Origin of the sequence: Streptomyces sp. TG1A-8, assembly GCF_030499535.1 — a bacterium.
Classification (GTDB): domain Bacteria; phylum Actinomycetota; class Actinomycetes; order Streptomycetales; family Streptomycetaceae; genus Streptomyces.
The window spans coordinates 5778396-5803964 of sequence record NZ_JASTLB010000001.1; the positions used below are offsets into that span (position 1 = coordinate 5778396).

Consider the following 25569-nt stretch of genomic DNA (forward strand, 5'->3'; position numbering starts at 1 on the left):
GTCGGCCCGTCGCCGTGCCGGGCGCGGTGGGGCGTTGTCGGCGGCACCCGATAGCCTGCACGAAGGGGGCGGCACCCGGCGGAGCCGGGGAAGAGCGGAGGAGGGCGCGTTGCGCGTACTGGGGGTCGACCCCGGCCTGACCCGGTGCGGGGTGGGCGTCGTCGAGGGTGTCGCGGGCCGGCCGCTCACCATGGTCGGCGCCGGAGTGGTGCGGACGCCCACGGACGCCGACCTGAGCCTGCGGCTGCTCGCCGTCGAGCAGGGCGTCGAGCAGTGGCTGGACGAGCACCGGCCCGAGTTCGTCGCCGTCGAGCGCGTCTTCAGCCAGCACAACGTGCGCACCGTCATGGGCACCGCCCAGGCCAGCGCCGTCGCGATGCTGTGCGCCGCCCGGCGCGGCATCCCGGTCGCCCTGCACACCCCCAGCGAGGTCAAGGCCGCCGTCACCGGCAGCGGGCGCGCCGACAAGGCGCAGGTCGGGGCCATGGTCACCCGGCTGCTCCGGCTCGCCGCGCCGCCCAGGCCCGCGGACGCCGCGGACGCCCTCGCGCTCGCCATCTGCCACATCTGGCGCGCCCCCGCCCAGAGCCGGCTCCAGCGGGCCGTCGCCCTGCACACCCCGGCCCCGCACCCCCCGAAAGGTCGTACGCCATGATCGCCTTCGTGAGCGGCCCGGTCGCCGCCCTCGCCCCGGACTCCGCGGTGGTCGAGGTGGGCGGCATCGGCATCGCCCTGCAGTGCACCCCGAACACCCTCTCCGGCCTGCGCGTGGGCCGGCAGGCGAAACTGGCCACGTCCCTGGTCGTCCGCGAGGACTCCCTCACCCTGTACGGCTTCGCCGACGACGACGAGCGCCAGGTCTTCGAACTGCTGCAGACCGCCAGCGGGGTCGGTCCGCGCCTGGCCCAGGCGATGCTCGCCGTGCACGCCCCGGACGCCCTGCGCCGCGCGGTCGCCACCGGCGACGAGAAGGCCCTCACGGCCGTGCCCGGCATCGGCAAGAAGGGCGCGCAGAAGCTCCTGCTGGAGCTGAAGGACCGGCTCGGCGCGCCCACCGGCGCCCCCGCGGCGGGCACCCCGGTCACCCAGGGCTGGCGCGACCAGCTGCACGCGGCCCTCATCGGCCTCGGCTACGCCACCCGCGAGGCCGACGAGGCCGTCGCCGCCGTCGCCCCCCGGGCCGAGGCCGCCGGTGGCGCACCGCAGGTCGGCTCGCTGCTGAAGGCCGCTCTGCAGACCCTGAACCGCGCCCGCTGACCTGCGCCACCCCGCTAGGAGAACTTCAGTGAACTGGGACGACACGACCGACACCGCCGCCGGGGAGCGGCTCGTCGGCTCCGCCGAGGAGCGGCTGGTGGACTCCGCCGCCGACCGGGAGGACCAGGCCGTCGAGGCCGCCCTGCGCCCCAAGGACCTGGACGAGTTCATCGGCCAGGAGAAGGTCCGCGAACAGCTCGACCTCGTGCTGCGCGCCGCCCGCGCGCGTGGCGCCACCGCCGACCACGTGCTGCTCTCCGGCGCCCCCGGACTCGGCAAGACCACTCTGTCCATGATCATCGCGGCCGAGATGGGCGCCCCCATCCGCATCACCTCCGGCCCCGCCATCCAGCACGCCGGCGACCTCGCGGCGATCCTGTCCTCCCTCCAGGAGGGCGAGGTCCTCTTCCTCGACGAGATCCACCGCATGTCCCGGCCCGCCGAGGAGATGCTGTACATGGCGATGGAGGACTTCCGCGTCGACGTCATCGTCGGCAAGGGGCCCGGTGCCACCGCCATCCCGCTCGAACTGCCCCCGTTCACGCTGGTCGGCGCCACCACGCGCGCGGGCCTGCTGCCGCCCCCGCTGCGCGACCGCTTCGGCTTCACCGCGCACATGGAGTTCTACGAGCCGCACGAGCTGGAGCGGGTCGTGCACCGCTCGGCCCACCTGCTCGACGTCGGCATCGAGCCGGACGGCGCCGCCGAGATCGCCGGCCGCTCCCGGGGCACGCCCCGCATCGCCAACCGCCTGCTGCGCCGGGTGCGCGACTACGCGCAGGTCAAGGCGGACGGACTGATCACCCGGGAGATCGCCGCGGCCGCCCTCGCCGTCTACGAGGTGGACGCGCGCGGCCTCGACCGGCTGGACCGCGCCGTCCTGGAGGCGCTGCTGAAGCTGTTCGGCGGCGGCCCGGTCGGCCTGTCCACGCTCGCCGTGGCGGTGGGGGAGGAGCGGGAGACCGTCGAGGAGGTCGCCGAACCCTTCCTGGTGCGTGAGGGCCTGCTGGCCCGCACACCCCGCGGCCGGGTCGCCACCCCCGCGGCGTGGGCGCATCTCGGCCTGACCCCGCCGCGCTCGTCAACTGCGGGAAACGGACAAGGGGACCTGTTCGGGGCGTGACGGCGAGGGCATTGACCGGGGCCGGAACCCAGGTGCCATGCTGAGCGTTGTTCCATGCGCGCGGACTCGCTTAGACTCCGCCGATGCCGCCCTTGCGGGCGGCGCCGACCCACCCCCATCAACAGGCCGCTCACCGCGCGGTCGCGCGAAGGAAATGCCGTCCCGTGAATGCCTATACCCTCCTCCCGTTCATCGTGCTCATCGCGGCCATGTTCCTGATGACGCGCTCGGCCAAGAAGAAGCAGCAGCAGGCCGCACAGATGCGGAACGAGATGCAGCCCGGCTCCGGTGTCCGCACGATCGGGGGTATGTACGCGACGGTCAAGGACGTCCATGAGGACACCGTCCTCCTCGACGCCGGACCGGGCGTCGAACTCCTCTTCGCCAAGAACGCGATCGGCGCCGTCCTCACCGACGAGGAGTACAACCGCATCGTCCACGGCGCCGAGCACGACCTGAAGTCCGACGTCGCCGTCGTCCCGGACGACGCCTCCTCCCTCACCGGGACCGACGGGGCCGACGGGACCGACGCTGCCGCCGTTTCCGACGACAAGGCCGTCGACCTCGGCAAGGACCCCGGTCAGGAGGACACCGCCGCGGCCGAGGCCGCCGGGACGAAGGCGGACGAACAGCCGAAGAAGACCGACGGCGACTCCGAGGCGAAGTAGTCACGTCCCGGGGCGCGCGGCGCGGCACGGCACAGCCCCGCGCGCCCCGGGCGCGTCTGTTTCCCGCACGGGATCCCGACACCATGCCATGGCCGACCGCGCCGACGAGGCCCGGGGCGGCCCGAGAGGGAGTACGAGAAGGTGGCAGCACCTAAGAGGGGCCGGAGCGCGAGCGCCCAGAGCAAGCCGGGGCGCTCGCTGGCCCTCATCCTGATCGCCATCGTGGCGCTCGCCGGGGGGATGTTCGCCTCCGGGCACACCACTCCGCGTCTCGGCATCGACCTTGCCGGTGGTACGAGCATCACGCTCAAGGCGAAGGCCGACCAGGGGTCGGCGATCAACAAGGCCAACATGGACACCGCGGTCGACATCATGAACCGCCGTGTCAACGGCCTGGGTGTCTCCGAGGCGGAGGTGCAGACCCAGGGGACCGACCACATCATCGTGAACATCCCCAAGGGCACCAACTCCAAGCAGGCCCAGCAGCAGGTCGGCACCACCGCCAAGCTGTACTTCCGTCCGGTCCTCGCCAGCGAGCCCAGCGGCGCCGCCTCGCCGAGCCCGTCGCCGAGCGCCTCCTCGGGCCGGAGCGGCTCGCCGAGCCCGTCGAGCAGCGCCTCCCCGCAGAAGGCGTCCTCGTCCTCCTCCTCCGCCTCCCCGAGCGCCTCGGCCACCACGCAGGGCCGCGCCGTCACCGACGCCCTGAAGGCCGACGCCACGCCGTCGCCCTCCGCGTCGTCCGCCGCCTCCGCGAGCGCGAAGTCGTCCGCCAGCCCGTCCGCGCCGGCCTCCGCCGGCAGCGACGACACCGGCAAGCTCCAGGCCCAGTACACCGCACTGGACTGCACCAAGCCCGCCGACCGGGCCAACGCCGGCCAGAAGGCCAGGCCCGGTCAGTCCACCGTGGCCTGCGGCAAGATCGACAAGGTCTGGTACAAGTACCTGCTCGGCCCGGCCGCCGTGGACGGCACCGAGGTGAAGAAGGCCCAGGCCGTCTTCGACACGCAGGGCGCCTCCGGCTGGCAGGTGCAGATGAACTTCAGCTCCAGCGGGTCGAAGAAGTTCGCCGACATCACCGCCCAGCTGGCCAAGAACCAGACCCCGCAGAACGAGTTCGGCATCGTCCTCGACGGCGACGTCGTCTCCAGCCCGTACGTGAGTACGGCCATCACCGGCGGCCAGGCGGAGATCTCCGGCAGCTTCACCCAGCAGGAGGCGCAGAGCCTCGCCAACATGCTGTCCTACGGCGCCCTCCCGCTGTCCTTCAAGGAGGACACCGTCACCACGGTGACCGCCGCGCTCGGCGGTGAGCAACTGCGCGCCGGTCTGCTCGCGGGCGCCATCGGCCTCGCCTTGGTCGTGATCTACCTGGTGGTCTACTACCGCGGCCTGTCGGTCGTGGCCATGGCCTCCCTGGTGGTCTCCGCCATCCTCACCTACGTGATCATGTCGTTGCTCGGCCCGGCCATCGGCTTCGCGCTGAACCTGCCGGCCGTCTGCGGTGCCATCGTGGCCATCGGCATCACCGCGGACTCCTTCATCGTGTACTTCGAACGCATCCGGGACGAGATCCGCGAGGGCCGCTCGCTGCGCCCCGCCGTAGAACGGGCCTGGCCGCGCGCCCGGCGCACCATCCTGGTCTCCGACTTCGTGTCCTTCCTCGCCGCCGCCGTGCTGTTCATCGTCACCGTCGGCAAGGTGCAGGGCTTCGCGTTCACCCTCGGCCTGACCACCGTGCTCGACGTGGTCGTCGTCTTCCTGTTCACCAAGCCGCTCATGACCCTGCTCGCCCGCCGGAAGTTCTTCGCCAACGGCCACAAGTGGTCCGGGCTCGACCCGAAGGGCCTGGGCGCCAAGCCCCCGCTGCGCCGCACCCGCCGTCCCGCCGGTCCTGCCGCCGGCCCTGTCGACCCGAAGGAGGCGTGAGCGATGTCGAAACTCGGCAACCTCGGCGCCCGACTGCACCGCGGCGAGATCAGTTACGACTTCGTCGGCAAGCGCAAGCTCTGGTACGGCATCTCCATCCTGATCACCATCACGGCCATCGTCGGCCTGGCGGTGCGCGGCCTGAACATGGGCATCGAGTTCCAGGGCGGAGCGGTCTTCACCACGCCGACCGGGATGAGCACCACCGTCGCCCAGGCCGAGGACTACGCCCAGGAGGCCTCCGGCCACGAGGCGATCGTGCAGAAGCTCGGCAACGGCAGCCTGCGCATCCAGATCGCCGGCATCGACACCGACAAGTCCGACCAGATCAAGCAGGAGCTGGCCAAGGACCTGAACCTCAACCCGGAGAAGCTCGCCGCCGACCTGGTCGGCCCGAGCTGGGGCGAGCAGATCGCCAACAAGGCCTGGGAGGGCCTGGCCGTCTTCATGGTGCTCGTGGTGATCTACCTGGCCATCGCCTTCGAGTGGCGCATGGCCGTCGCGGCGCTGGTCGCGCTGATCCACGACATCACCATCACGACCGGTATCTACGCCCTGGTCGGCTTCGAGGTCACGCCCGGTACGGTCATCGGCCTGCTGACCATCCTCGGCTACTCGCTCTACGACACGGTCGTCGTCTTCGACAGCCTCAAGGAGCAGACGAGGGACATCACCAGGCAGACCCGCTTCACCTACAGCGACATCGCCAACCTGTCGATCAACGGCACGCTGGTCCGCTCCATCAACACCACCGTGGTCGCCCTGCTGCCGGTGGCCGGCCTGCTGTTCATCGGCGGCGGCTTCCTCGGTGCGGGCACGCTGAACGACATCTCGCTGTCGCTGTTCGTCGGCCTCGCGGCCGGCGCGTACTCCTCCATCTTCATCGCCACCCCGCTCGTCACCGACCTCAAGGAGCGCGAGCCGGCGATGAGGGCCCTGAAGAAGCGGGTCCTGGCCAAGCGCGCCCAGGCCGCCGCCGAGGAGGACCTCGGGGAGACCCGGCCCGCCGGCCGTGACGAGTCCGACGACGACGCCGCACCCGCCGTGGTGGGCCCGCGCAACCAGCCCGCGTCCCGCACCCGGGGCCGCGGCCGACCCTCCGGGAAGCGCCGATGACCGACATCCGGGAACTGCTGCTCAGCCGCATCCGCGACGTGGCCGACTACCCGGAGCCGGGCGTGATGTTCAAGGACATCACCCCGCTCCTGGCGGACCCGTCGGCCTTCACGGCCCTCACCGACGCGCTGGCCGAGATCGCCACGGGCACCGGCGCCACCAAGGTCGTCGGCCTGGAGGCCCGCGGCTTCATCCTGGGCGCGCCGGTCGCCGTCCGCGCCGGCCTCGGCTTCATTCCCGTCCGCAAGGCGGGCAAGCTGCCCGGAGCCACCCTGCGGCAGGCCTACGACCTGGAGTACGGCTCGGCGGAGATCGAGGTGCACGCCGAGGACCTGACCCCCGGCGACCGCATCCTGATCGTGGACGACGTCCTCGCCACCGGAGGCACCGCCGAGGCCGCGATCCAGCTGACCCACCGGGCCGGCGCCGAGGTCTCGGGCGTCGCCGTCCTGATGGAGCTGGGCTTCCTGGACGGCCGCGCGCGCCTGGAGCCGGTCCTCGCCGGAGCACCTCTGGAGGCGCTCCTCAGGGTCTGACCGCCTAGTCCCTCCCGACGTCCCTCCCGACCGCACCGCACGGCGACGGCCGCCCCGGCACCCTCCGGGGCGGCCGTCGCCGTGCCGGCGCCGCCGCCCGCCCGCCGCACCCCCGGAGGGCACCCGGCGGAATGCCGCGGCGGCCCCCCGCGTTGCGGGGGCAGACGGCCCTCGCATCAGCCTGCAGGCGATGACCGGGCGCGGGATCGCTACCATGGGGTATCCGGAGCCTGACCGGGGACCCGGATCGCGCACGAGGAGCCCTCTTGCCAGACGAGGCCCAGCCACTGACCGCCGCCAAGCCCGAGCCCGCCTCGGCGCCCGCGGCGAAGCCCGCGCCGGACGCGTCCCACACGAAGGACTACAGGGACGCGAGGAACGACACCCGCGGGCCGGTCGAGCACGTCCAGGCCGCGCCCGTCGAGAAGCCCGCCGAGACCGTGCGCCCCAAACCCGTCCCGCCCGTGCGCCCCGCCGCCGGCCAGCCGGCCCGCTCCGGCTCCTCCAACCGCGTCCGCGCCCGCCTGGCCCGCCTCGGCGTGCAGCGCGCGCACCCGTACAACCCGGTGCTGGAGCCGCTGCTGCGGATAGTGCGCAGCAACGACCCGAAGACCGAGAATGCGACGCTGCGCCAGATCGAGCGCGCCTACCAGGTCGCCGAGCGCTGGCACCGGGGCCAGAAGCGCAAGAGCGGCGACCCCTACATCACGCACCCGCTCGCCGTCACCACCATCCTCGCCGAGCTCGGCATGGACCCGGCCACGCTGATGGCGGGCCTGCTGCACGACACCGTCGAGGACACCGAGTACGGCCTGGACCAGCTGCGCCGCGACTTCGGCGACACCGTCGCCCTGCTCGTCGACGGCGTCACCAAGCTGGACAAGGTCAAGTTCGGCGAGGCCGCGCAGGCCGAGACCGTGCGCAAGATGGTCGTCGCCATGGCCAAGGACCCCCGCGTCCTGGTCATCAAGCTCGCCGACCGCCTGCACAACATGCGCACCATGCGCTACCTGAAGCGCGAGAAGCAGGAGAAGAAGGCGCGCGAGACCCTGGAGATCTACGCGCCGCTCGCCCACCGGCTGGGCATGAACACCATCAAGTGGGAGCTGGAGGACCTCGCGTTCGCGATCCTCTACCCCAAGATGTACGACGAGATCGTGCGGCTGGTGGCCGAACGGGCCCCCAAGCGCGACGAGTACCTGGCCATAGTGACCGACGAGGTCCAGTCCGACCTGCGCGCCGCCCGCATCAAGGCGACCGTCACCGGCCGCCCGAAGCACTACTACAGCGTCTACCAGAAGATGATCGTCCGCGGTCGTGACTTCGCGGAGATCTACGACCTGGTGGGCATCCGCGTCCTCGTCGACACGGTCCGCGACTGCTACGCCGCCCTCGGCACGGTGCACGCGCGGTGGAACCCGGTCCCCGGCCGGTTCAAGGACTACATCGCGATGCCCAAGTTCAACATGTACCAGTCGCTGCACACCACGGTGATCGGGCCCAACGGCAAGCCGGTCGAGCTGCAGATCCGCACCTTCGACATGCACCGCCGCGCCGAGTACGGCATCGCCGCCCACTGGAAGTACAAGCAGGAGGCCGTCGCCGGCGCCTCCAAGGTCCGCACCGACGTGCCGAAGGCGTCCGGCAAGGACAAGGACGCCATCAACGACATGGCGTGGCTGCGGCAGTTGCTGGACTGGCAGAAGGAGACCGAGGACCCCAGCGAGTTCCTGGAGTCCCTGCGCTTCGACCTGTCCCGCAACGAGGTCTTCGTCTTCACGCCCAAGGGCGACGTCATCGCGCTGCCGGCCGGCGCCACCCCGGTGGACTTCGCCTACGCCGTCCACACCGAGGTCGGCCACCGCACCATAGGGGCACGGGTCAACGGCAGGCTCGTCCCGCTGGAGTCCACCCTGGACAACGGCGACCTGGTCGAGGTCTTCACCTCCAAGGCGGTCGGCGCCGCCCCCTCCCGCGACTGGCTCGGCTTCGTCAAGTCGCCGCGCGCCCGCAACAAGATCCGGGCCTGGTTCTCCAAGGAGCGCCGGGACGAGGCGATCGAGCAGGGCAAGGACGCCATCGTGCGGGCCATGCGCAAGCAGAACCTGCCGATCCAGCGCATCCTGACCGGCGACTCCCTCGTCACGCTCGCGCACGAGATGCGCTACTCGGACATCTCCGCGCTGTACGCCGCGATCGGCGAGGGCCACGTCTCCGCGCAGAACATCGTGCAGAAGCTCGTCCAGGCCCTCGGCGGTGAGGAGGCCGCCACCGAGGAGATCGACGAGACGGTCCCGCCGGCCCGCGGCCGCGGCCGCAAGCGCCGCGCCAGCACGGACCCGGGCGTCGTCGTCAAGGGCGTCGACGACGTGTGGGTGAAACTGGCCCGCTGCTGCACGCCCGTGCCCGGCGACCCGATCATCGGCTTCGTGACGCGCGGCAGCGGGGTCTCGGTGCACCGCAACGACTGCGTCAACGTGGAGTCGCTGTCCCGCGAGCCGGAGCGCATCCTCGACGTCGAGTGGGCGCCCACCCAGTCCTCGGTCTTCCTGGTCGCCATCCAGGTCGAGGCGCTGGACCGCTCCCGGTTGCTGTCGGACGTCACGCGCGTCCTGTCCGACCAGCACGTCAACATCCTCTCCGCGGCAGTCCAGACCTCCCGCGACCGGGTCGCCACCTCCCGGTTCACCTTCGAGATGGGCGATCCGAAGCACCTCGGTCACGTGCTGAAGGCCGTCCGGGGCGTGGAGGGCGTCTACGACGTCTACCGGGTCACCTCGGCGCGCAGCCGGTCGTAGGGACCGCCCCCGGGTCGTGGGACCGCGCCACGCCCGCGGCCGGGCACCGCGCAGGCGCAGGGGCCCCGTACGTGCGTACGGGGCCCCTGCGGCGCAGGTGACGGGGCGGCGGGTCAGCCGCCGAACTCCTGCAAGGCCTTCAGGGCCTGGTCCAGGAGGGCCTGGCGGCCCTCCAGCTCGCGCTCCAGCTTCTCCGCCCTGGCGTTGTTGCCCTGGGTGCGCGCCTGCTCGACCTGTCCCTTGAGCTTGTCCACGGCGGCCCGCAGCTGACCGGTCAGGCCCTCGGCACGCGCGCGTGCCTCCGGGTTCGTCCGGCGCCACTCGGCCTCCTCGGCCTCCTGCAGGGCCCGCTCGACCGCGTGCATCCGGCCCTCGACCCTCGGGCGGGCGTCCCGCGGCACGTGGCCGACGGCCTCCCAGCGCTCGTTGAGCGAGCGGAAGGCGGCCCGCGCGGCCTTCAGGTCCGTGATCGGCAGGAGCTTCTCGGCCTCCTCGGCCAGCTCCTCCTTCAGCTTGAGGTTCTCCGTCTGCTCCGCGTCCCGCTCGGCGAACACCGAGCTGCGGGCCGCGAAGAACACGTCCTGGGCGCCGCGGAAGCGGTCCCACAGGTCGTCCTCGTGCTCGCGCTGGGCGCGGCCCGCGGCCTTCCACTGCGCCATCAGCTCGCGGTAGCGGGCCGCCGTCGGACCCCAGTCCGTCGACCCCGACAGCGCCTCGGCCTCGGCGACCAGCCGCTCCTTGGTCCGGCGGGCCTCCTCGCGCTGCGCGTCCAGGCTCGCGAAGTGGGCCTTGCGGCGCTTGGAGAACGCCGACCGGGCGTGCGAGAAGCGGTGCCACAGCTCGTCGTCGGACTTGCGGTCCAGCCGCGGCAGGCCCTTCCAGGTGTCCACCAGTGACCGCAGCCGCTCACCGGCGGCCCGCCACTGGTCGGAGCGGGCCAGTTCCTCGGCCTCGGCGACCAGTTCCTCCTTGGCGCGGCGGGCATCGTCGGACTGCTTGGCCCGCTGCTGCTTGCGCTCCTCACGCCGGGCCTCGACCGTCTCCACGAGCTTGTCGAGGCGGGTTCGCAGCGCGTCCAGGTCGCCGACCGCGTGGTGCGCGTCCACCTGTTCGCGCAGGTGGCCGATCGCGGCCTGGGCGTCCTTCGCCGAGAGGTCGGTCGTCCGCACGCGCTTCTCGAGGAGGCCGATCTCGACCACCAGGCCCTCGTACTTGCGCTCGAAGTAGGCAAGCGCCTCCTCCGGGGAGCCGGCCGCCCAGGAACCGACGACCTTCTCGCCGTCGGCCGTACGCACGTACACGGTCCCCGTCTCGTCGACGCGGCCCCACGGGTCGCTGCTCACAGCGCCTCCTCCACATGATGCCTGCGGGGGGCCTCAGCACCCCCGGGCATCGTCCACAGTTTCGTCACGGCCAACATAGGCGACCGGCGGGTTTCCTGTCCGCATCCAGCGCGACCGAAATTGGGCAGTTGACCGTCCTGACCATCAGGACTTGCCGACCGTCGCCCTGTTGATCACGACCGTCGCGTTCGGGGCACCGTCACCGGCGCCCGTGTTCTCGCCCGCGGCCGCGATCTTGTTCAGGACCTTCAGGCCCGCCGCGTCGATCGTGCCGAACGGCGTGTAGCTCGGCGGCAGCGGGCTGTCCTTGTAGACGAGGAAGAACTGGCTGCCGCCGGTGTGCTTCTGACCGGTGTTGGCCATCGCCACGGTGCCCGCCGGGTACGTGTTCCCCTTCAGGCTCTTGTCCTTCAGGTTCTCGTCCGGGATCGTGTACCCCGGGCCGCCGCTGCCGGTGCCCGTGGGGTCGCCGCACTGCAGCACGTAGATGCCGTTCGTGGTCAGGCGGTGGCACTTGGTGTGGTCGAAGTAGCCCTTGCCCGCGAGGAAGTCGAACGAGTTCACCGTGTGCGGGGCCGCCGACGCCTTCAGCGCCACGCCGATGTCGCCGCACGTCGTGGCGAGCGTCATCGTGTACTTCGCCGACGTGTCGATCGTCATCGCCGGCTCCTTCTTCCAGCTCAGCTTCTTCACCGAGCCCTTGGCCGCCTTCTCGCACGGGTCCGGGGCCTTGCTGGTCGCCGACGCGCTCGGAGTGGCGCCGGCGACCGCCTTCGCCTTGCCGTCGTCGTCGTCCTTCAGCACGCCGGTCGTGTACAGCGCGACGCTGCCGATCACGACCACGCCGAGCACCGACGCGATCACGGAGTTGCGCATGCGTGCCCTGCGCCGTGCGCTGGTACGCCGCTGCTGCTGCCGCAAGAACTTCTCCCGGGCGAGCTGACGCCGCCGCTGCTCCTGGCTGACCACCGGGTTCTCTCCTCATGCGTGTCGTGTGCCGACCGGTACGCGCGCGTCCTGTGAGCCGACAGCCGCGTGTAGCCCCGTACCGTATATGGGTTCGCTGAGGAAACGGCACCGCCGGTAGGCTCTGGACCACGGGCTGCCCGCCCGCGAGCCCTCCCGTATCGACACAACGAAGGACGATCGTGCTCATTGCCGGGTTCCCCGCCGGGGCCTGGGGGACGAACTGTTATCTCGTCGCCCCCGCCGCCGGTGAGGAGTGCGTGATCATCGACCCGGGCCACCAGGCCGCCCAAGGCGTCGAGGAAGCGCTGGCGAAGCATCGGCTCAAACCCGTCGCCGTCGTCCTCACCCACGGCCACATCGACCACGTGGCCTCGGTCGTCCCCGTGTGCGGCGCGCACGGCGTACCGGCCTGGATCCACCCCGAGGACCGGTACATGATGAGCGATCCCGAGAAGGCGCTCGGGAGGTCCATCGGCATGCCGCTGATGGGCGAGCTGACCGTGGGGGAGCCGGACGACGTCGAGGAGCTGACCGACGGCGCGCGACTGCGGCTGGCCGGGCTGGAGTTCTCCGTCGCGCACGCGCCGGGCCACACCAAGGGGTCGGTGACCTTCCGGATGCCCGAGGACGCCGACGTCCCGCCGGTCCTCTTCTCCGGGGACCTGCTCTTCGCCGGCTCCGTCGGACGCACCGACCTGCCGGGCGGTTCCATGGAGGACCTGGTCGCGTCACTGGCCCGCGTGTGCCTGCCGCTCGACGACTCCACCGTGGTGCTGTCCGGCCACGGCCCCCAGACGACCATCGGCCAGGAGCGCACCGCCAACCCGTACCTGCGGCAGGTGGCCGCCGGCCAGGGCGCCCCCCGGGCTCCCCGACGAGGAATGTGACGAGAGACCTTCCGTGAGCACCTTCAAGGCCCCCAAGGGCACCTACGACCTGACCCCGCCCGGCTCCGCCGAGTACCTCGCGGTCCGCGAGGCGATCGCCGCCCCGCTGCGCACCTCCGGCTACGGCTACGTCGAGACGCCCGGCTTCGAGAACGTCGAGCTGTTCGCGCGCGGGGTCGGCGAGTCCACCGACATCGTGACCAAGGAGATGTACGCCTTCGAGACCAAGGGCGGCGACAAACTGGCCCTGCGCCCCGAGGGCACCGCCTCCGTGCTGCGCGCCGCGCTGGAGGCCGGCCTGCACAAGCAGGGCAACCTGCCGGTCAAGCTCTGGTACTCGGGCTCGTACTACCGCTACGAGAGGCCGCAGAAGGGCCGCTACCGCCACTTCTCGCAGGTCGGCGCCGAGGCGATCGGCGCCGAGGACCCCGCGCTGGACGCCGAGCTGATCATCCTGGCCGACCAGGCGTACCGCTCGCTGGGCCTGCGCGGCTTCCGCATCCTGCTCAACAGCCTGGGCGACAAGGAGTGCCGGCCGGTCTACCGGGCCGTGCTCCAGGACTTCCTGCGCGGGCTGGACCTGGACGAGGACACCCTGCGCCGGGCGGAGATCAACCCGCTGCGCGTCCTCGACGACAAGCGGGAGTCGGTCCAGAAGCAGCTGACCGGCGCGCCGCTGCTGGGCGACTACCTGTGCGACGCCTGCAAGGCGTACCACGAGGAGGTCCGCGAACTGATCACCGCGGCGGGCGTGGCCTTCGAGGACGACCCGAAGCTGGTGCGCGGCCTGGACTACTACACCCGCACCACCTTCGAGTTCGTCCACGACGGCCTCGGCTCCCAGTCCGCGGTGGGCGGCGGCGGCCGGTACGACGGCCTGTCCGAGATGATCGGCGGCCCCGCACTGCCGTCCGTCGGCTGGGCCCTCGGCGTCGACCGGACGGTGCTCGCCCTGGAGGCGGAGGGCGTCCGGCTCGACCTGCCCGCCGCCACCAGCGTGTTCGCGGTCCCGCTCGGCGAGGAGGCCCGCCGGCTGCTGTTCGCCAAGGTGACCGAACTGCGCAAGGTCGGCATCGCGGCGGACTTCTCGTACGGCGCGAAGGGCCTGAAGGGCGCCATGAAGAACGCCAACCGCAGCGGGGCCCGCTACGCGCTCGTCGCCGGCGAACGCGACCTCGCCGAGGGCATCGTCCAGCTCAAGGACATGGAGTCCGGCGAGCAGACGGCGATCGGTGTGAACGAGATCGTGGCGGAACTGGAGTCGCGGCTCGGCTGAGCCGGCACGCCGAAGGGCGCCGGGGACCGCGACGGCCCCGGCGCCCCCGTCATGGACCGCGCACGGCGCGGGAGCCGGGGACACCCGCCGCGAAGGGGCGTCAACCCCGGGTACGGCACGTCCCCCGGCCGGCTGGAACCGCGCCGCCCCACGGCCGCTGCGCGGGCGTCCTTATGCGGATCGAACGGTGGACGCACGCACGCGTGCGGCACAATGACCGGTGCCCGAAGAAGGTCCCACACTCAAGTGACGGAATCGGCGTGATGAGCAAGACGACAGTCAAGGACGTCTCCACGGAGCCCGGTCCCGAGCGTGCCGCCGAGTCGGCCCGGACGCTGGGCGGCAGCCGCGCCTTCGCGCTGCTGCTGGTCATCACCGGCGCGGCCGGACTGCTCGCCGCCTGGGTCATCACGATCGACAAGTTCGAGCTGCTCCAGGCCAAGGTGGAGGGCAGGACGTTCACCCCCGGCTGCAGCCTCAACCCGGTCGTCTCCTGCGGCAGCGTCATGGAGAGCAAGCAGGCCGCCGCCTTCGGGTTCCCCAACCCGATGCTCGGCCTGGTCTGCTACGGCATCGTCGTCTGCGTCGGCATGAGCCTGCTGGCCCGCGCCCGCTTCCCGCGCTGGTACTGGCTGACCTTCCACCTCGGCACCCTCTTCGGCGTCGGCTTCTGCACCTGGCTGCAGTTCCAGTCCCTGTACCGGATCAACGCCCTGTGCCTGTGGTGCTCGCTGGCCTGGGTCGCCACGATCACCATGTTCTGGTACGTCACCTCGTTCAACGTCCGCAACGGCCTGCTGCCCTCCCCGCGCCCGCTCAAGTCCTTCTTCGGCGAGTTCACCTGGGTGCTGCCGGTCCTGCACGTCGGCATCATCGGCATGCTCGTCCTGACCCGCTGGTGGGACTTCTGGACCAGCTGACCCGGGCCCCGGCCGGCACCCCGGACCCGGTTGCCGGTGCGGTGTTCTAGGGTTTCAGCGTGGAACCCGACCTCTTCACCGCCGCAGCCGAAGAACGCCAGGAGAAGGACCCGGCAGCCAGCCCCCTGGCGGTGCGGATGCGCCCGCGCACCCTCGACGAGGTCGTGGGCCAGCAGCACCTGCTGAGCCCCGGCTCCCCACTGCGCCGACTGGTCGGCGAGGGCTCCGGCGGCCCCGCCGGACCGTCCTCCGTGATCCTCTGGGGCCCGCCCGGCACCGGCAAGACGACCCTCGCCTACGTCGTCTCCAAGGCCACCGACAAGCGGTTCGTGGAGCTGTCCGCGATCACCGCGGGCGTCAAGGAGGTCCGCGCGGTCATCGACGGCGCCCGCCGCGCCACCGGCGGCTTCGGCAAGGAGACCGTCCTCTTCCTGGACGAGATCCACCGCTTCAGCAAGGCCCAGCAGGACTCCCTGCTCCCGGCGGTCGAGAACCGCTGGATCACCCTGGTCGCGGCGACCACGGAGAACCCGTACTTCTCCGTCATCTCCCCGCTGCTGTCCCGCTCCCTCCTGCTCACCCTCGAACCCCTCACCGACGACGACGTCCGCGCGCTGCTGCGGCGGGCGCTGAGCGACGAGCGGGGTCTCAAGGGCGCCGTCACCCTCCCCGGGGAGACCGAGGAGCACCTGCTGCGCATCGCCGGCGGCGACGCCCGGCGGGCGCTGACCGCCCTGGAGGCCGCCGCCGGAGCCGCCCTGGACCAGGGCGAGACCGTGATCGGCCTGCAGACGCTGGAGCGGACCGTCGACCGGGCCGCGGTGACCTACGACCGCGACGGCGACCAGCACTACGACGTCGCCAGCGCCCTGATCAAGTCCATCCGCGGCTCCGACGTCGACGCCGCCCTGCACTACCTGGCCCGCATGATCGAGGCCGGCGAGGACCCCCGGTTCATCGCCCGCCGCCTGATGATCTCCGCCAGTGAGGACATCGGCCTGGCCGACCCCAACGCGCTGCCCGTCGCCGTCGCCGCGGCCCAGGCCGTCGCCATGATCGGCTTCCCCGAGGCCGCCCTCACCCTCAGCCACGCCACCATCGCCCTCGCCCTCGCGCCCAAGTCCAACTCCGCGACCACCGCGATCGGCGCCGCCCTGGAGGACGTCCGCAAGGGCCTGACCGGGCCGGTCCCGCCGCACCTGCGCGACGGCCACTACAAGGGCGCGGCCAAGCTGGGCCACGCGCAGGGCTACGTGTACCCGCACGACCTGCCCGAGGGCATCGCCCGGCAGCAGTACGCGCCGGACGCCCTGAAGGACCGCGCGTACTACACCCCGACCCGGCACGGCGCTGAGGCGCGCTACGCGGACGCGGTGGAGTGGACGCGCAGACACCTCGGTCGTGGGCGCTCCTGAGCACCCTGTAGGATGCTCCGGAGTGCTGAGTCCCGTGCCCGGACCTCCGCAAGGAGAACCGGCACCACCAGAGCGGGACATCCAGCCGGAACCCCACGGCCGCGAGGGCGCGGGGATCCAGGAGCGTCGCGCACCGTCGAACGGTGTCGCGGGCAGCCCACCACCACCCGGAGTCCGGGACAGGTCGGTGGGCCACTCGCGTGCTGCACGTATGTGCCCAGACCAGGGGAGCGGCTGCCCACCCGTCCACCGGACGTCCCCCGGACGTCCGCGAAGGACGAGGAGGGTTTCCCCGGCTGCGGATGCGACCTCCCCTAACCCTGGTGAAGCCGTACATCACGAAAAGAGACACACAGTGGCGAACCAGTCCCGCCCCAAGGTCAAGAAGTCGCGTGCCCTCGGCATCGCGCTGACCCCGAAGGCCGTCAAGTACTTCGAGGCCCGCCCCTACCCGCCGGGTGAGCACGGCCGCGGCCGCAAGCAGAACTCGGACTACAAGGTCCGTCTGCTCGAGAAGCAGCGCCTGCGCGCGCAGTACGACGTGTCCGAGCGCCAGCTCGTCCGCGCCTACGAGCGTGCCTCCAAGGTCCAGGGCAAGACCGGTGAGGCCCTGATCATCGAGCTCGAGCGCCGCCTCGACGCGCTGGTCCTGCGTTCGGGCATCGCCCGCACGATCTACCAGGCCCGCCAGATGGTCGTCCACGGCCACATCCAGGTCAACGGCCAGAAGGTCGACAAGCCGTCCTTCCGTGTCCGCCCGGACGACGTCGTGCAGGTCCGCGACCGCTCCAAGGACAAGACGCTCTTCCAGATCGCCCGTGAGGGCGGCTTCGCCCCCGACGGCGAGACCCCGCGCTACCTGCAGGTGAACCTCAGGGCCCTGGCGTTCCGCCTGGACCGCGAGCCGAACCGCAAGGAGATCCCGGTGATCTGCGACGAGCAGCTCGTCGTCGAGTACTACGCCCGCTGACCCCAGCCCCGGCGCAGCACCCCAGCCCGCCGTCCCCCCGCCCTCCCGGGCGGGCGGGGCGGCGGGTTCGCGCTGTCCGGCGGCCCCGGGCGCGAACGGCGCACGGCCCCGGGGCCCGGCAGCGCGCCCGGCGGCCCCGCCCCCTCGCGCCCCAGCGCCCGGACCGCAACGGTGCCGCCCCGGAGGACCGCCGCGTGGCCGAGCCCCACAGCGCCTCGGCCGGGACCGCCCGTGGCCCGTCTTCGGCTCCGCCCCGCGCCCCGGCCACCGCAACCCCTGTGTCCGCCGGTGGTAATGCGGTACGGAGCCCCGCGCCCGGCGCGATAGGCTCGGTGCACGACTTTTTCGAAGCTCAGGCACGTTTCAGGGAGCGGGTGCGCACAGTGTCCGGTGGAGAAGTGGCCGGGATCCTGGTGGCCGTCTTCTGGGCGATCCTGGTCTCCTTCCTCGCCGTCGCACTGGCGAGGCTGGCCCAGACGCTCAGGGCGACCACCAAGCTCGTGGCGGACGTGACCGACCAGGCCGTCCCGCTGCTGGCCGACGCCTCCGCGGCCGTGCGCTCGGCGCAGACCCAGATCGACCGGGTCGACGCGATCGCCTCCGACGTGCAGGAGGTCACGTCGAACGCCTCCGCGCTGTCGACCACCGTCGCCTCCACCTTCGGCGGTCCGCTGGTCAAGGTCGCGGCCTTCGGCTACGGCGTGCGCCGGGCGCTGGGCGGGCGCGGGCAGGAGGCGTCCGCGAGGGCGCCGAGGCGTACCGTGATCGTGGGTCGGACCGTCCCGGCGGCGCGGCGGGGCAAGCGGAAGAAGGACTAGGTCAGGGATGTTCCGCCGTACGTTCTGGTTCAGCACGGGTGTCGCCGCCGGTGTGTGGGCCACCACCAAGGTCAACCGCAAGCTGAGGCAGCTGACGCCCGAGAGCCTCGCCGCGACCGCGGCCCACAAGGCCCTGGAGACCGGCCAGCGCCTGCGGGACCGCGCGGTCGGCTTCGCGCTCGACGTCCGCGACAACATGGCGCAGCGGGAGGCCGAGCTGGGGGAGGCGCTGGGCATCGGCGCCGGCCCCGGGCCCGCCGGCCCCGAGCTCGCAGCACCCGGGCGGCACACCGCCATCGAGAACAACCGCAGCAACCCGACGTACGTCGAGAACACGACGCACTCGAACAACCGGAATGAGGACCGCTGATGGAGTCGGCCGAGATTCGCCGCCGCTGGCTGAGCTTCTTCGAGGAGCGCGGGCACACCGTCGTGCCTTCGGCGTCGCTCATCGCGGACGACCCGACTCTGCTCCTCGTCCCCGCCGGCATGGTGCCCTTCAAGCCCTACTTCCTCGGTGAGGTCAAGCCGCCGTTCGCCCGCGCCACCAGCGTGCAGAAGTGCGTGCGCACGCCCGACATCGAAGAGGTCGGCAAGACCACGCGCCACGGCACGTTCTTCCAGATGTGCGGCAACTTCTCCTTCGGCGACTACTTCAAGGAAGGTGCCGTCAAGCTCGCCTGGGAGCTGCTCACCTCGCCCCAGGACAAGGGCGGTTACGGCCTCGACCCCGAGCGCCTGTGGATCACCGTCTACCAGGACGACGACGAGGCCGAGCAGATCTGGCACGAGGTCGTCGGCGTGCCCAAGGAGCGCATCCAGCGCCTGGGCATGAAGGACAACTTCTGGTCCATGGGCGTCCCCGGCCCCTGCGGCCCCTGCTCCGAGATCAACTACGACCGCGGCCCCGAGTTCGGCGTCGAGGGCGGCCCCGCCGTCAACGACGAGCGGTACGTGGAGATCTGGAACCTCGTCTTCATGCAGTACGAACGCGGCGAGGGCACCGGCAAGGACAGCTTCCCGATCCTCGGGGACCTGCCGAGCAGGAACATCGACACCGGCCTCGGCCTGGAACGCCTCGCCATGATCCTGCAGGGCGTGCAGAACATGTACGAGATCGACACCTCCATGGCCGTCATCGACAGGGCCACCGAGCTGACCGGTGTCGCCTACGGCGACGCCCACGACTCGGACGTGTCCCTGCGCGTGGTCACCGACCACATGCGCACCGCCACCATGCTCATCGGCGACGGCGTCACCCCCGGCAACGAGGGCCGCGGCTACGTGCTGCGCCGCATCATGCGCCGCGCCATCCGCAACATGCGGCTGCTGGGCGCCACCGGGCCGGTCGTCAAGGACCTGATCGACGTCGTCATCGGCATGATGGGCCGCCAGTACCCGGAACTGGTCACCGACCGCGAGCGCATCGAGAAGGTCGCCCTCGCCGAGGAGAACGCCTTCCTCAAGACCCTGAAGGCCGGCACCAACATCCTCGACACCGCCGTCACCGAGACCAAGCGGGCCGGCGGCACGGTCCTGTCCGGCGACAAGGCCTTCCTGCTCCACGACACCTGGGGCTTCCCGATCAACCTCACCCTGGAGATGGCCGCCGAGCAGGGGCTGTCCGTGGACGAGGACGGCTTCCGCCGCCTGATGAAGGAGCAGCGGGAGCGCGCCAAGGCCGACGCCCAGGCCAAGAAGACCGGTCACGCCGACCTCGGCGCCTACCGCGAGATCGCCGACAGCGCCGGCCAGACCGACTTCATCGGCTACACCGACACCGAGGGCGAGTCGACCGTCGTCGGCATCCTCGTCGACGGCGTCTCCTCCCCGGCCGCCACCGAGGGCGACGAGGTCGAGGTCGTCCTGGACCGCACCCCCTTCTACGCCGAGGGCGGCGGCCAGATCGGCGACACCGGCCGCATCAGGGTCGACTCCGGTGCCGTGATCGAGGTCCGCGACTGCCAGAAGCCCGTCCCGGGCGTCTACGTCCACAAGGGCGTCGTCCAGGTCGGCGAGGTGACCGTCGGCGCCAAGGCCCACGCCTCGATCGACGCCCGCCGCCGCAAGGCCATCGCCCGCGCCCACTCGGCCACCCACCTCACCCACCAGGCCCTGCGCGACACCCTCGGCCCGACGGCCGCCCAGGCCGGCTCCGAGAACCAGCCCGGCCGCTTCCGCTTCGACTTCGGCTCCCCGTCCGCCGTTCCGACGGCCGTGATGACCGACGTCGAGCAGAAGATCAACGAGGTGCTGGCCCGCGACCTCGACGTGCGCGCCGAGGTCATGGGGATCGACGACGCCAAGAAGCAGGGCGCCATCGCCGAGTTCGGCGAGAAGTACGGCGAGCGCGTCCGCGTGGTGACCATCGGCGACTTCTCCAAGGAGCTGTGCGGCGGCACGCACGTGCACAACACCGCCCAGCTGGGCCTGGTGAAGCTGCTCGGCGAGTCCTCCATCGGCTCGGGCGTCCGCCGCATCGAGGCCCTCGTCGGTGTGGACGCCTACAACTTCCTCGCCCGGGAGCACACGGTCGTCGCCCAGCTCCAGGAGCTGGTCAAGGGCCGTCCGGAGGAGCTCCCGGAGAAGATCTCCGCCATGCTCGGCAAGCTGAAGGACGCCGAGAAGGAGATCGAGAGGTTCCGCGCCGAGAAGGTGCTGCAGGCCGCCGCCGGTCTCGCCGGCTCCGCCAAGGACGTGCGCGGTGTCGCCGTGGTGACCGGCCGGGTGCCGGACGGCACCACCCCGGACGACCTGCGCAGGCTCGTCCTCGACGTGCGAGGCCGCATCCAGGGCGGCCGGGCCGCCGTGGTGGCCCTGTTCACGGTCAACAACGGCAAGCCGCTGACCGTCATCGCCACCAACGAGGCCGCCCGCGAGCGCGGCCTCAAGGCCGGTGACCTGGTCCGCGCCGCCGCCAAGACCCTCGGCGGCGGCGGTGGCGGCAAGCCGGACGTCGCCCAGGGCGGCGGCCAGGACCCGGCCGCCGTGGGTGAGGCCGTCGACGCCGTCGAGCGGCTCGTGGCGGAAACGGCCAAGTGATGCGACGGGGACGCCGGCTCGCGATCGACGTCGGGGACGCCCGGATCGGGGTCGCCTCGTGCGACCCCGACGGGATCCTCGCCACCCCGGTGGAGACCGTGCCCGGCCGCGACGTCCCGGCTGCCCACCGCCGGCTGCGGCAACTGGTGGAGGAGTACGAACCGATCGAGGTCGTCGTCGGCCTGCCCCGCTCCCTCAAGGGGGGCGAGGGGCCGGCCGCCCTCAAGGTCCGTGCCTTCGCCCGGGAGCTGGCCGAGGGCCTCGCGCCCGTGCCGGTGCGCCTGGTGGACGAGCGGATGACGACCGTGACGGCCGGCCAGGGCCTGCGGGCCTCGGGCGTCAAGGCGAAGAAGGGACGCTCCGTCATCGATCAGGTGGCCGCCGTGATCATCCTGCAGCAGGCCCTGGAATCCGAACGGGTGTCAGGCGATCCGCCCGGCGAGGGCGTCGAAGTGGTCATCTGATCGCGATACGGTAACGTTCCGCGCGATGCGGCGGTGTTCGAACAGCCGCCGCACAGAAAGAGGCGGAACGGCAGCCGGTACACAGGCCGCGAGTCCGTCGGCCTCGCGGCTCTAGGGGATCGATGACTGAGTATGGCCGGGGCGCAGGCTCCGAACCGTGGCATCCGGAGGACCCGTTGTACGGGGACGGCGGATGGGAAGGGCAGCAGGCGCACGCCGGCCAGCAGCCTGCCTACGGCGGCCACCCGCAGCAGCAGTACCCCCAGCAGGCGCAGTACGACGACTGGCGGCAGGACAACCGGCCCGGATACGACCAGCAGCAGTACCCGTACTACGACGAACAGGGCCGTCACCAAGCCGGTCAGGACCCGCAGTACACCGGCCGGGAGCAGCACTACCCCGCTCAGGACCCGCAGCAGTCCCCGCACCCGGGCGGCTGGGACGCGACGGGCACCCACGGCCAGGTGCCGTACGCCGCCGACCCCGGCGACCCGTACGGTCAGCAGCCCGTGGCCTACGGCGGGGAGCAGCCCGACCTCTACGGCACCGAGGACGCCTTCCCGCCACCGCAGCCGCCCGGCCGCAGGAACCCCGTACCCGAGCCGGGCCCCGATCCGGAGACCGGCTGGGACCCGGGGGAGGACCGGGGCGAGCACGCCTTCTTCGCCGGGGGCGGCGACGAGGACGTCGACGACGGGTCCCGCACCCGCGCCGGTCGCGGTGACCGGCGCGGCAAGGGGAGGAAGCCGGCCAAGAGCACCAAGCGCCGCACCGGCTGCGCCTGCCTGGTGGTCGTCCTGGTCTTCGGCGGCGGCATCGGCGGCGTCGGCTACTTCGGGTGGCAGTTCTACCAAAATCGTTTCGCCCCGGCCCCGGACTACTCGGGCGGCGGCCTCGACCAGACGGTCACCGTGGAGATCCCCAAGGGCGCGGGCGGCTGGGAGATCGGCCGCCGGCTGAAGGAGGCGGGGATCGTCAAAAGCACCGAAGCGTTCGTCCACGCGCAGGGGCAGAACCCCCGGGGCGACCGGATCCAGGCCGGCGCCTACCTCCTGAACAAGGAGATGTCCGCCGCCAGCGCGGTCGCCCTGATGCTCGACCCGAAGAGCCAGAGCAACGTCCTCGTGAAGCCGGGCGAGCGCAATTCCGCGGTCTACCGGGCGATCGACAAACAGCTCGAACTCCCCTCCGGGACGACCGAGGAGGTCGCCCGGCAGCAGCACGACGGGCTCGGCCTGCCGACGTGGGCGCAGGACAACGGCGACCTCAAGGACCCGCTGGAAGGGTTCCTCTTCCCCGGCACCTATCCGGCCGCCAAGGGCATGAAGCCCGACGCGGTCCTCAAGCAGATGGTGGTCCAGGCCAGGGACCGGTACGCCGCCTACAACCTGGCGACGAAGGCCCGGGCGCTCGGCCTGGAGAGCCCGTTCCAGCTCGTCACGGTCGCCAGCCTGGTCCAGGCGGAGGGCAAGACGCGCGACGACTTCCGCAAGATGGCGGAGGTGGTCTACAACCGGCTGAAGCCCACCAACACCGAGACGAACCAGCTGCTGCAGTTCGACTCGACGTACAACTACCTCAAGGGCACCAGCGACATCCACATCTCCGAGAAAGAGATCAACAGCAACACCAACCCGTACAACACCTACACCCACAAGGGGCTTCCGCCCGGTCCGATCGGCAATCCCGGCGAGGACGCGCTCAAGGCGGCACTGAATCCGACCGACGACGGCTGGATCTATTTCGTGGCGACCGACGGCACGAACAACACCGAATTCGCCAAGACCTACGAAGAATTCAAGCAGCTCAAGGAAAAGTTCAATGCCACCTCGGGCAACTGACGCCCGCCGGGCCGCCGTGCTCGGCTCGCCCATCGCCCACTCCCTCTCCCCGGTGCTGCACCGGGCGGCGTACGACGAACTCGGGCTCGCCGACTGGTCGTACGACCGCTTCGAGGTCGACGAGGCCGCCCTGCCCGGCTTCTTCGAGCGGCTGGGACCGGAGTGGGCCGGGCTGTCGCTGACCATGCCGCTGAAGCGGGCGGTCATCCCGCTGCTGGACGAGGTCAGCGAGACGGCCGCCTCCGTCGACGCCGTCAACACCGTCGTCCTCACCGAGGAGGGCCGCCGGCTCGGCGACAACACGGACGTCCCCGGCATGCTGGCCGCGCTGCGCGAGCACGGCATCGAGCACGTCGAGTCCGCCGCGGTCCTCGGCGCCGGCGCCACCGCCTCCTCGGCGCTCGCCGCCCTGGCCCGCGTCTGCACCGGCGAGGTCGTCGCCTACGTGCGCAGCGAGGCCCGCGCCGCCGAGATGCGGCGGTGGGGCGAACGGCTCGACGTGGACGTCCGCACGGCGCGGTGGGCGGACGCGGAGCGGGCCCTGCACGCCCCGCTGGTGATCGCCACCACCCCCGCCGGTGCCACCGACGCCCTCGCCGCCGCCGTGCCCGAGCGCCCCGCCGCCCTCTTCGACGTGCTGTACGCCCCCTGGCCGACCGAGCTGGCGGCCCGCTGGTCCATGTTCGGCGGCGCGGTCGTCGGCGGCCTCGACCTGCTGGTCCACCAGGCCGTCCTGCAGGTCGAACAGATGACCGGACGGTCCCCGGCGCCGCTGGAGGCCATGCGCCGCGCCGGCGAGAAGGCACTCGCGGCCGGCTGACCCCGTCCTGCCGCGTCCGCTTGCTGGACCGCAGGCCGGGCCCCGCCCGGGGACGTGGGAGGATCGAAGGCGGCGGACCGGGGGCGCGCGCCCGGTCGCGCCGTCGCCGTACGCGAGGATGTCGTACGCAGGGCAGTACCGGGCGCGAACACGGAGGAGCACCGTTGAGCAGGCTGCGTTGGCTGACCGCGGGGGAGTCCCACGGTCCCGCACTCGTCGCGACGCTGGAGGGTCTTCCCGCCGGCGTGCCGGTCACCACGGAGATGGTGGCGGATCATCTGGCGCGGCGGCGGTTGGGGTACGGCCGTGGTGCGCGGATGAAGTTCGAGCGCGATGAGGTCACGTTCCTGGGTGGTGTCCGGCACGGGTTGACGATCGGTTCGCCGGTGGCGGTGATGGTGGGCAACACCGAGTGGCCCAAGTGGGAGCAGGTGATGGCGGCCGATCCGGTCGATCCGGAGGTGTTGGGGGCTTTGGCGCGCAATGCCGCGTTGACCCGGCCGCGTCCGGGGCACGCGGATCTGGCGGGTATGCAGAAGTACGGGTTCGACGAGGCGCGTCCGGTCCTGGAGCGGGCGTCGGCGCGGGAGACCGCCGCGCGGGTGGCGCTGGGTGCGGTGGCGCGTTCCTATCTGAAGGAGACGGCCGGGGTCGAGGTGGTCTCCCATGTGGTGGAGCTGGCTTCGGCCAGGGCGCCGTACGGGGTGTGTCCGGTGCCGGCCGATGTGGAGAGGCTGGATGCGGATCCGGTGCGCTGTTTGGATGCCGGGGCGTCCAAGGCGATGGTCGCCGAGATCGACCGGGCGCACCGGGAGGGGGACACGCTGGGCGGGGTGGTGGAGGTCCTGGCCTATGGGGTGCCGGTGGGGCTGGGGTCGCACGTGCACTGGGACCGGCGGCTGGATGCGCGGCTGGCGGCTGCTTTGATGGGGATCCAGGCGATCAAGGGTGTGGAGGTCGGTGACGGGTTCGCGCTGGCCCGGGTGCCGGGGTCGAAGGCGCATGACGAGATCGTGGGCACGGCGCAGGGCATCCGGCGTGCTTCGGGGCGCTCGGGTGGTACCGAGGGGGGTCTGAGCACGGGTGAGGTGCTGCGGGTGCGGGCGGCGATGAAGCCGATCGCGACGGTGCCGCGGGCGCTTGCGACGGTGGACGTGCGCACGGGGGAGGCGGCGCAGGCCCATCACCAGCGGTCGGATGTGTGTGCGGTGCCGGCCGCGGGGATCGTCGCCGAGGCGATGGTGGCGCTGGTGCTGGCCGATGCGGTGGCGGAGAAGTTCGGTGGGGACAGTGTGCCCGAGACCCGCCGCAATGTGCGTTCCTACCTCGACAGTCTGCGCATCCGGTGAGTGCGGTGGCGGTGCTGGTGCTGGTGGGGCC

The 25569-nt window shown here is 71.8% G+C and carries 22 protein-coding genes; 20 read left to right on the forward strand and 2 right to left on the reverse strand.

What is annotated here, in order from left to right:
• Positions 1-109 precede the first annotated feature (109 nt).
• The 8 genes from ruvC (at position 110) to QQY24_RS25545 (ending at position 9424) form a co-directional block, all read left to right on the forward strand.
• Complete coding sequence (ruvC, locus tag QQY24_RS25510) at positions 110-655, forward strand: crossover junction endodeoxyribonuclease RuvC (RefSeq protein WP_301975053.1); 546 nt, start codon at positions 110-112, stop codon at positions 653-655.
• A complete protein-coding gene (gene ruvA / locus QQY24_RS25515; RefSeq protein WP_301975054.1) occupies positions 652-1257 on the forward strand; it encodes a Holliday junction branch migration protein RuvA in 606 nt (201 codons plus the stop codon). The genes ruvC and ruvA overlap by 4 nt, the downstream gene beginning before the upstream one ends.
• 28 nt (positions 1258-1285) lie before the next feature.
• Positions 1286-2380 carry a Holliday junction branch migration DNA helicase RuvB gene (gene ruvB / locus QQY24_RS25520; protein ID WP_301975055.1) on the forward strand — a complete coding sequence of 365 codons (1095 nt, stop codon included), beginning with the start codon at positions 1286-1288 and terminating at the stop codon, positions 2378-2380.
• A 164-nt stretch (positions 2381-2544) separates the two neighbouring features.
• The gene (gene yajC, locus QQY24_RS25525) at positions 2545-3048 is read left to right on the forward strand and encodes a preprotein translocase subunit YajC (RefSeq protein ID WP_301975056.1); all 504 of its coding nucleotides are present in this window, start codon (positions 2545-2547) and stop codon (positions 3046-3048) included.
• 141 nt (positions 3049-3189) lie between these two features.
• Positions 3190-4974 carry a protein translocase subunit SecD gene (gene secD / locus QQY24_RS25530; protein ID WP_301975057.1) on the forward strand — a complete coding sequence of 595 codons (1785 nt, stop codon included), beginning with the start codon at positions 3190-3192 and terminating at the stop codon, positions 4972-4974.
• Between the two features lie 3 nt (positions 4975-4977).
• On the forward strand, positions 4978-6090 hold the full coding sequence (gene secF, locus QQY24_RS25535) for a protein translocase subunit SecF (RefSeq protein WP_301975058.1): 1113 nt from the start codon (positions 4978-4980) through the stop codon (positions 6088-6090).
• Complete coding sequence (locus QQY24_RS25540; protein ID WP_301975059.1) at positions 6087-6626, forward strand: adenine phosphoribosyltransferase; 540 nt, start codon at positions 6087-6089, stop codon at positions 6624-6626. Before secF ends, QQY24_RS25540 begins: the two co-directional genes overlap by 4 nt.
• Positions 6627-6892: 266 nt before the next feature.
• Positions 6893-9424, forward strand: coding sequence for a bifunctional (p)ppGpp synthetase/guanosine-3',5'-bis(diphosphate) 3'-pyrophosphohydrolase (locus QQY24_RS25545; protein WP_301975060.1), 2532 nt, complete (start codon positions 6893-6895; stop codon positions 9422-9424).
• Between the two features lie 113 nt (positions 9425-9537).
• On the opposite strand, the gene QQY24_RS25550 is transcribed toward QQY24_RS25545, so the two are convergent.
• Both QQY24_RS25550 and QQY24_RS25555 read right to left on the reverse strand, forming a co-directional pair.
• The gene (locus QQY24_RS25550) at positions 9538-10767 is read right to left on the reverse strand and encodes a DUF349 domain-containing protein (RefSeq protein ID WP_301975061.1); all 1230 of its coding nucleotides are present in this window, start codon (positions 10765-10767) and stop codon (positions 9538-9540) included.
• A 144-nt stretch (positions 10768-10911) separates the two neighbouring features.
• Positions 10912-11736, reverse strand: a complete 825-nt coding sequence (locus QQY24_RS25555; protein ID WP_301975062.1) for a peptidylprolyl isomerase — start codon at positions 11734-11736, stop codon at positions 10912-10914.
• A 179-nt stretch (positions 11737-11915) separates the two neighbouring features.
• Here QQY24_RS25555 and QQY24_RS25560 point away from each other — a divergent pair, with 179 nt between their 5' ends.
• The 12 genes from QQY24_RS25560 (at position 11916) to aroC (ending at position 25538) form a co-directional block, all read left to right on the forward strand.
• Complete coding sequence (locus tag QQY24_RS25560) at positions 11916-12623, forward strand: MBL fold metallo-hydrolase (protein WP_301975063.1); 708 nt, start codon at positions 11916-11918, stop codon at positions 12621-12623.
• Between the two features lie 13 nt (positions 12624-12636).
• Positions 12637-13899 carry a histidine--tRNA ligase gene (gene hisS, locus QQY24_RS25565; protein ID WP_301975064.1) on the forward strand — a complete coding sequence of 421 codons (1263 nt, stop codon included), beginning with the start codon at positions 12637-12639 and terminating at the stop codon, positions 13897-13899.
• Positions 13900-14162: 263 nt separating this feature from the next.
• Positions 14163-14819 carry a vitamin K epoxide reductase family protein gene (locus QQY24_RS25570; RefSeq protein WP_301975065.1) on the forward strand — a complete coding sequence of 219 codons (657 nt, stop codon included), beginning with the start codon at positions 14163-14165 and terminating at the stop codon, positions 14817-14819.
• A gap of 59 nt (positions 14820-14878) precedes the next feature.
• Positions 14879-16234, forward strand: a complete 1356-nt coding sequence (locus tag QQY24_RS25575; RefSeq protein WP_301975066.1) for a replication-associated recombination protein A — start codon at positions 14879-14881, stop codon at positions 16232-16234.
• Positions 16235-16589: 355 nt separating this feature from the next.
• Positions 16590-17204, forward strand: coding sequence for a 30S ribosomal protein S4 (gene rpsD, locus QQY24_RS25580; protein WP_301975067.1), 615 nt, complete (start codon positions 16590-16592; stop codon positions 17202-17204).
• A 374-nt stretch (positions 17205-17578) separates the two neighbouring features.
• Positions 17579-18022, forward strand: a complete 444-nt coding sequence (locus tag QQY24_RS25585; protein WP_301975068.1) for a DUF948 domain-containing protein — start codon at positions 17579-17581, stop codon at positions 18020-18022.
• Between the two features lie 7 nt (positions 18023-18029).
• Positions 18030-18392, forward strand: coding sequence for a hypothetical protein (locus tag QQY24_RS25590; RefSeq protein ID WP_301975069.1), 363 nt, complete (start codon positions 18030-18032; stop codon positions 18390-18392).
• Positions 18392-21064: an alanine--tRNA ligase gene (gene alaS / locus QQY24_RS25595; protein WP_301975070.1), complete on the forward strand. Its 2673-nt coding sequence runs from the start codon at positions 18392-18394 to the stop codon at positions 21062-21064. Before QQY24_RS25590 ends, alaS begins: the two co-directional genes overlap by 1 nt.
• Entirely contained in the window at positions 21064-21528 is a 465-nt protein-coding gene (ruvX, locus tag QQY24_RS25600; RefSeq protein ID WP_301975071.1) for a Holliday junction resolvase RuvX, read from the forward strand. Before alaS ends, ruvX begins: the two co-directional genes overlap by 1 nt.
• A 122-nt stretch (positions 21529-21650) precedes the next feature.
• Positions 21651-23369 carry an endolytic transglycosylase MltG gene (mltG, locus tag QQY24_RS25605; RefSeq protein ID WP_301975072.1) on the forward strand — a complete coding sequence of 573 codons (1719 nt, stop codon included), beginning with the start codon at positions 21651-21653 and terminating at the stop codon, positions 23367-23369.
• Positions 23350-24189, forward strand: a complete 840-nt coding sequence (locus tag QQY24_RS25610) for a shikimate dehydrogenase (RefSeq protein ID WP_301975073.1) — start codon at positions 23350-23352, stop codon at positions 24187-24189. The genes mltG and QQY24_RS25610 overlap by 20 nt, the downstream gene beginning before the upstream one ends.
• Before the next feature lie 164 nt (positions 24190-24353).
• Positions 24354-25538: a chorismate synthase gene (gene aroC / locus QQY24_RS25615; RefSeq protein WP_301975074.1), complete on the forward strand. Its 1185-nt coding sequence runs from the start codon at positions 24354-24356 to the stop codon at positions 25536-25538.
• The last annotated feature ends 31 nt before the right edge of the window (positions 25539-25569 follow it).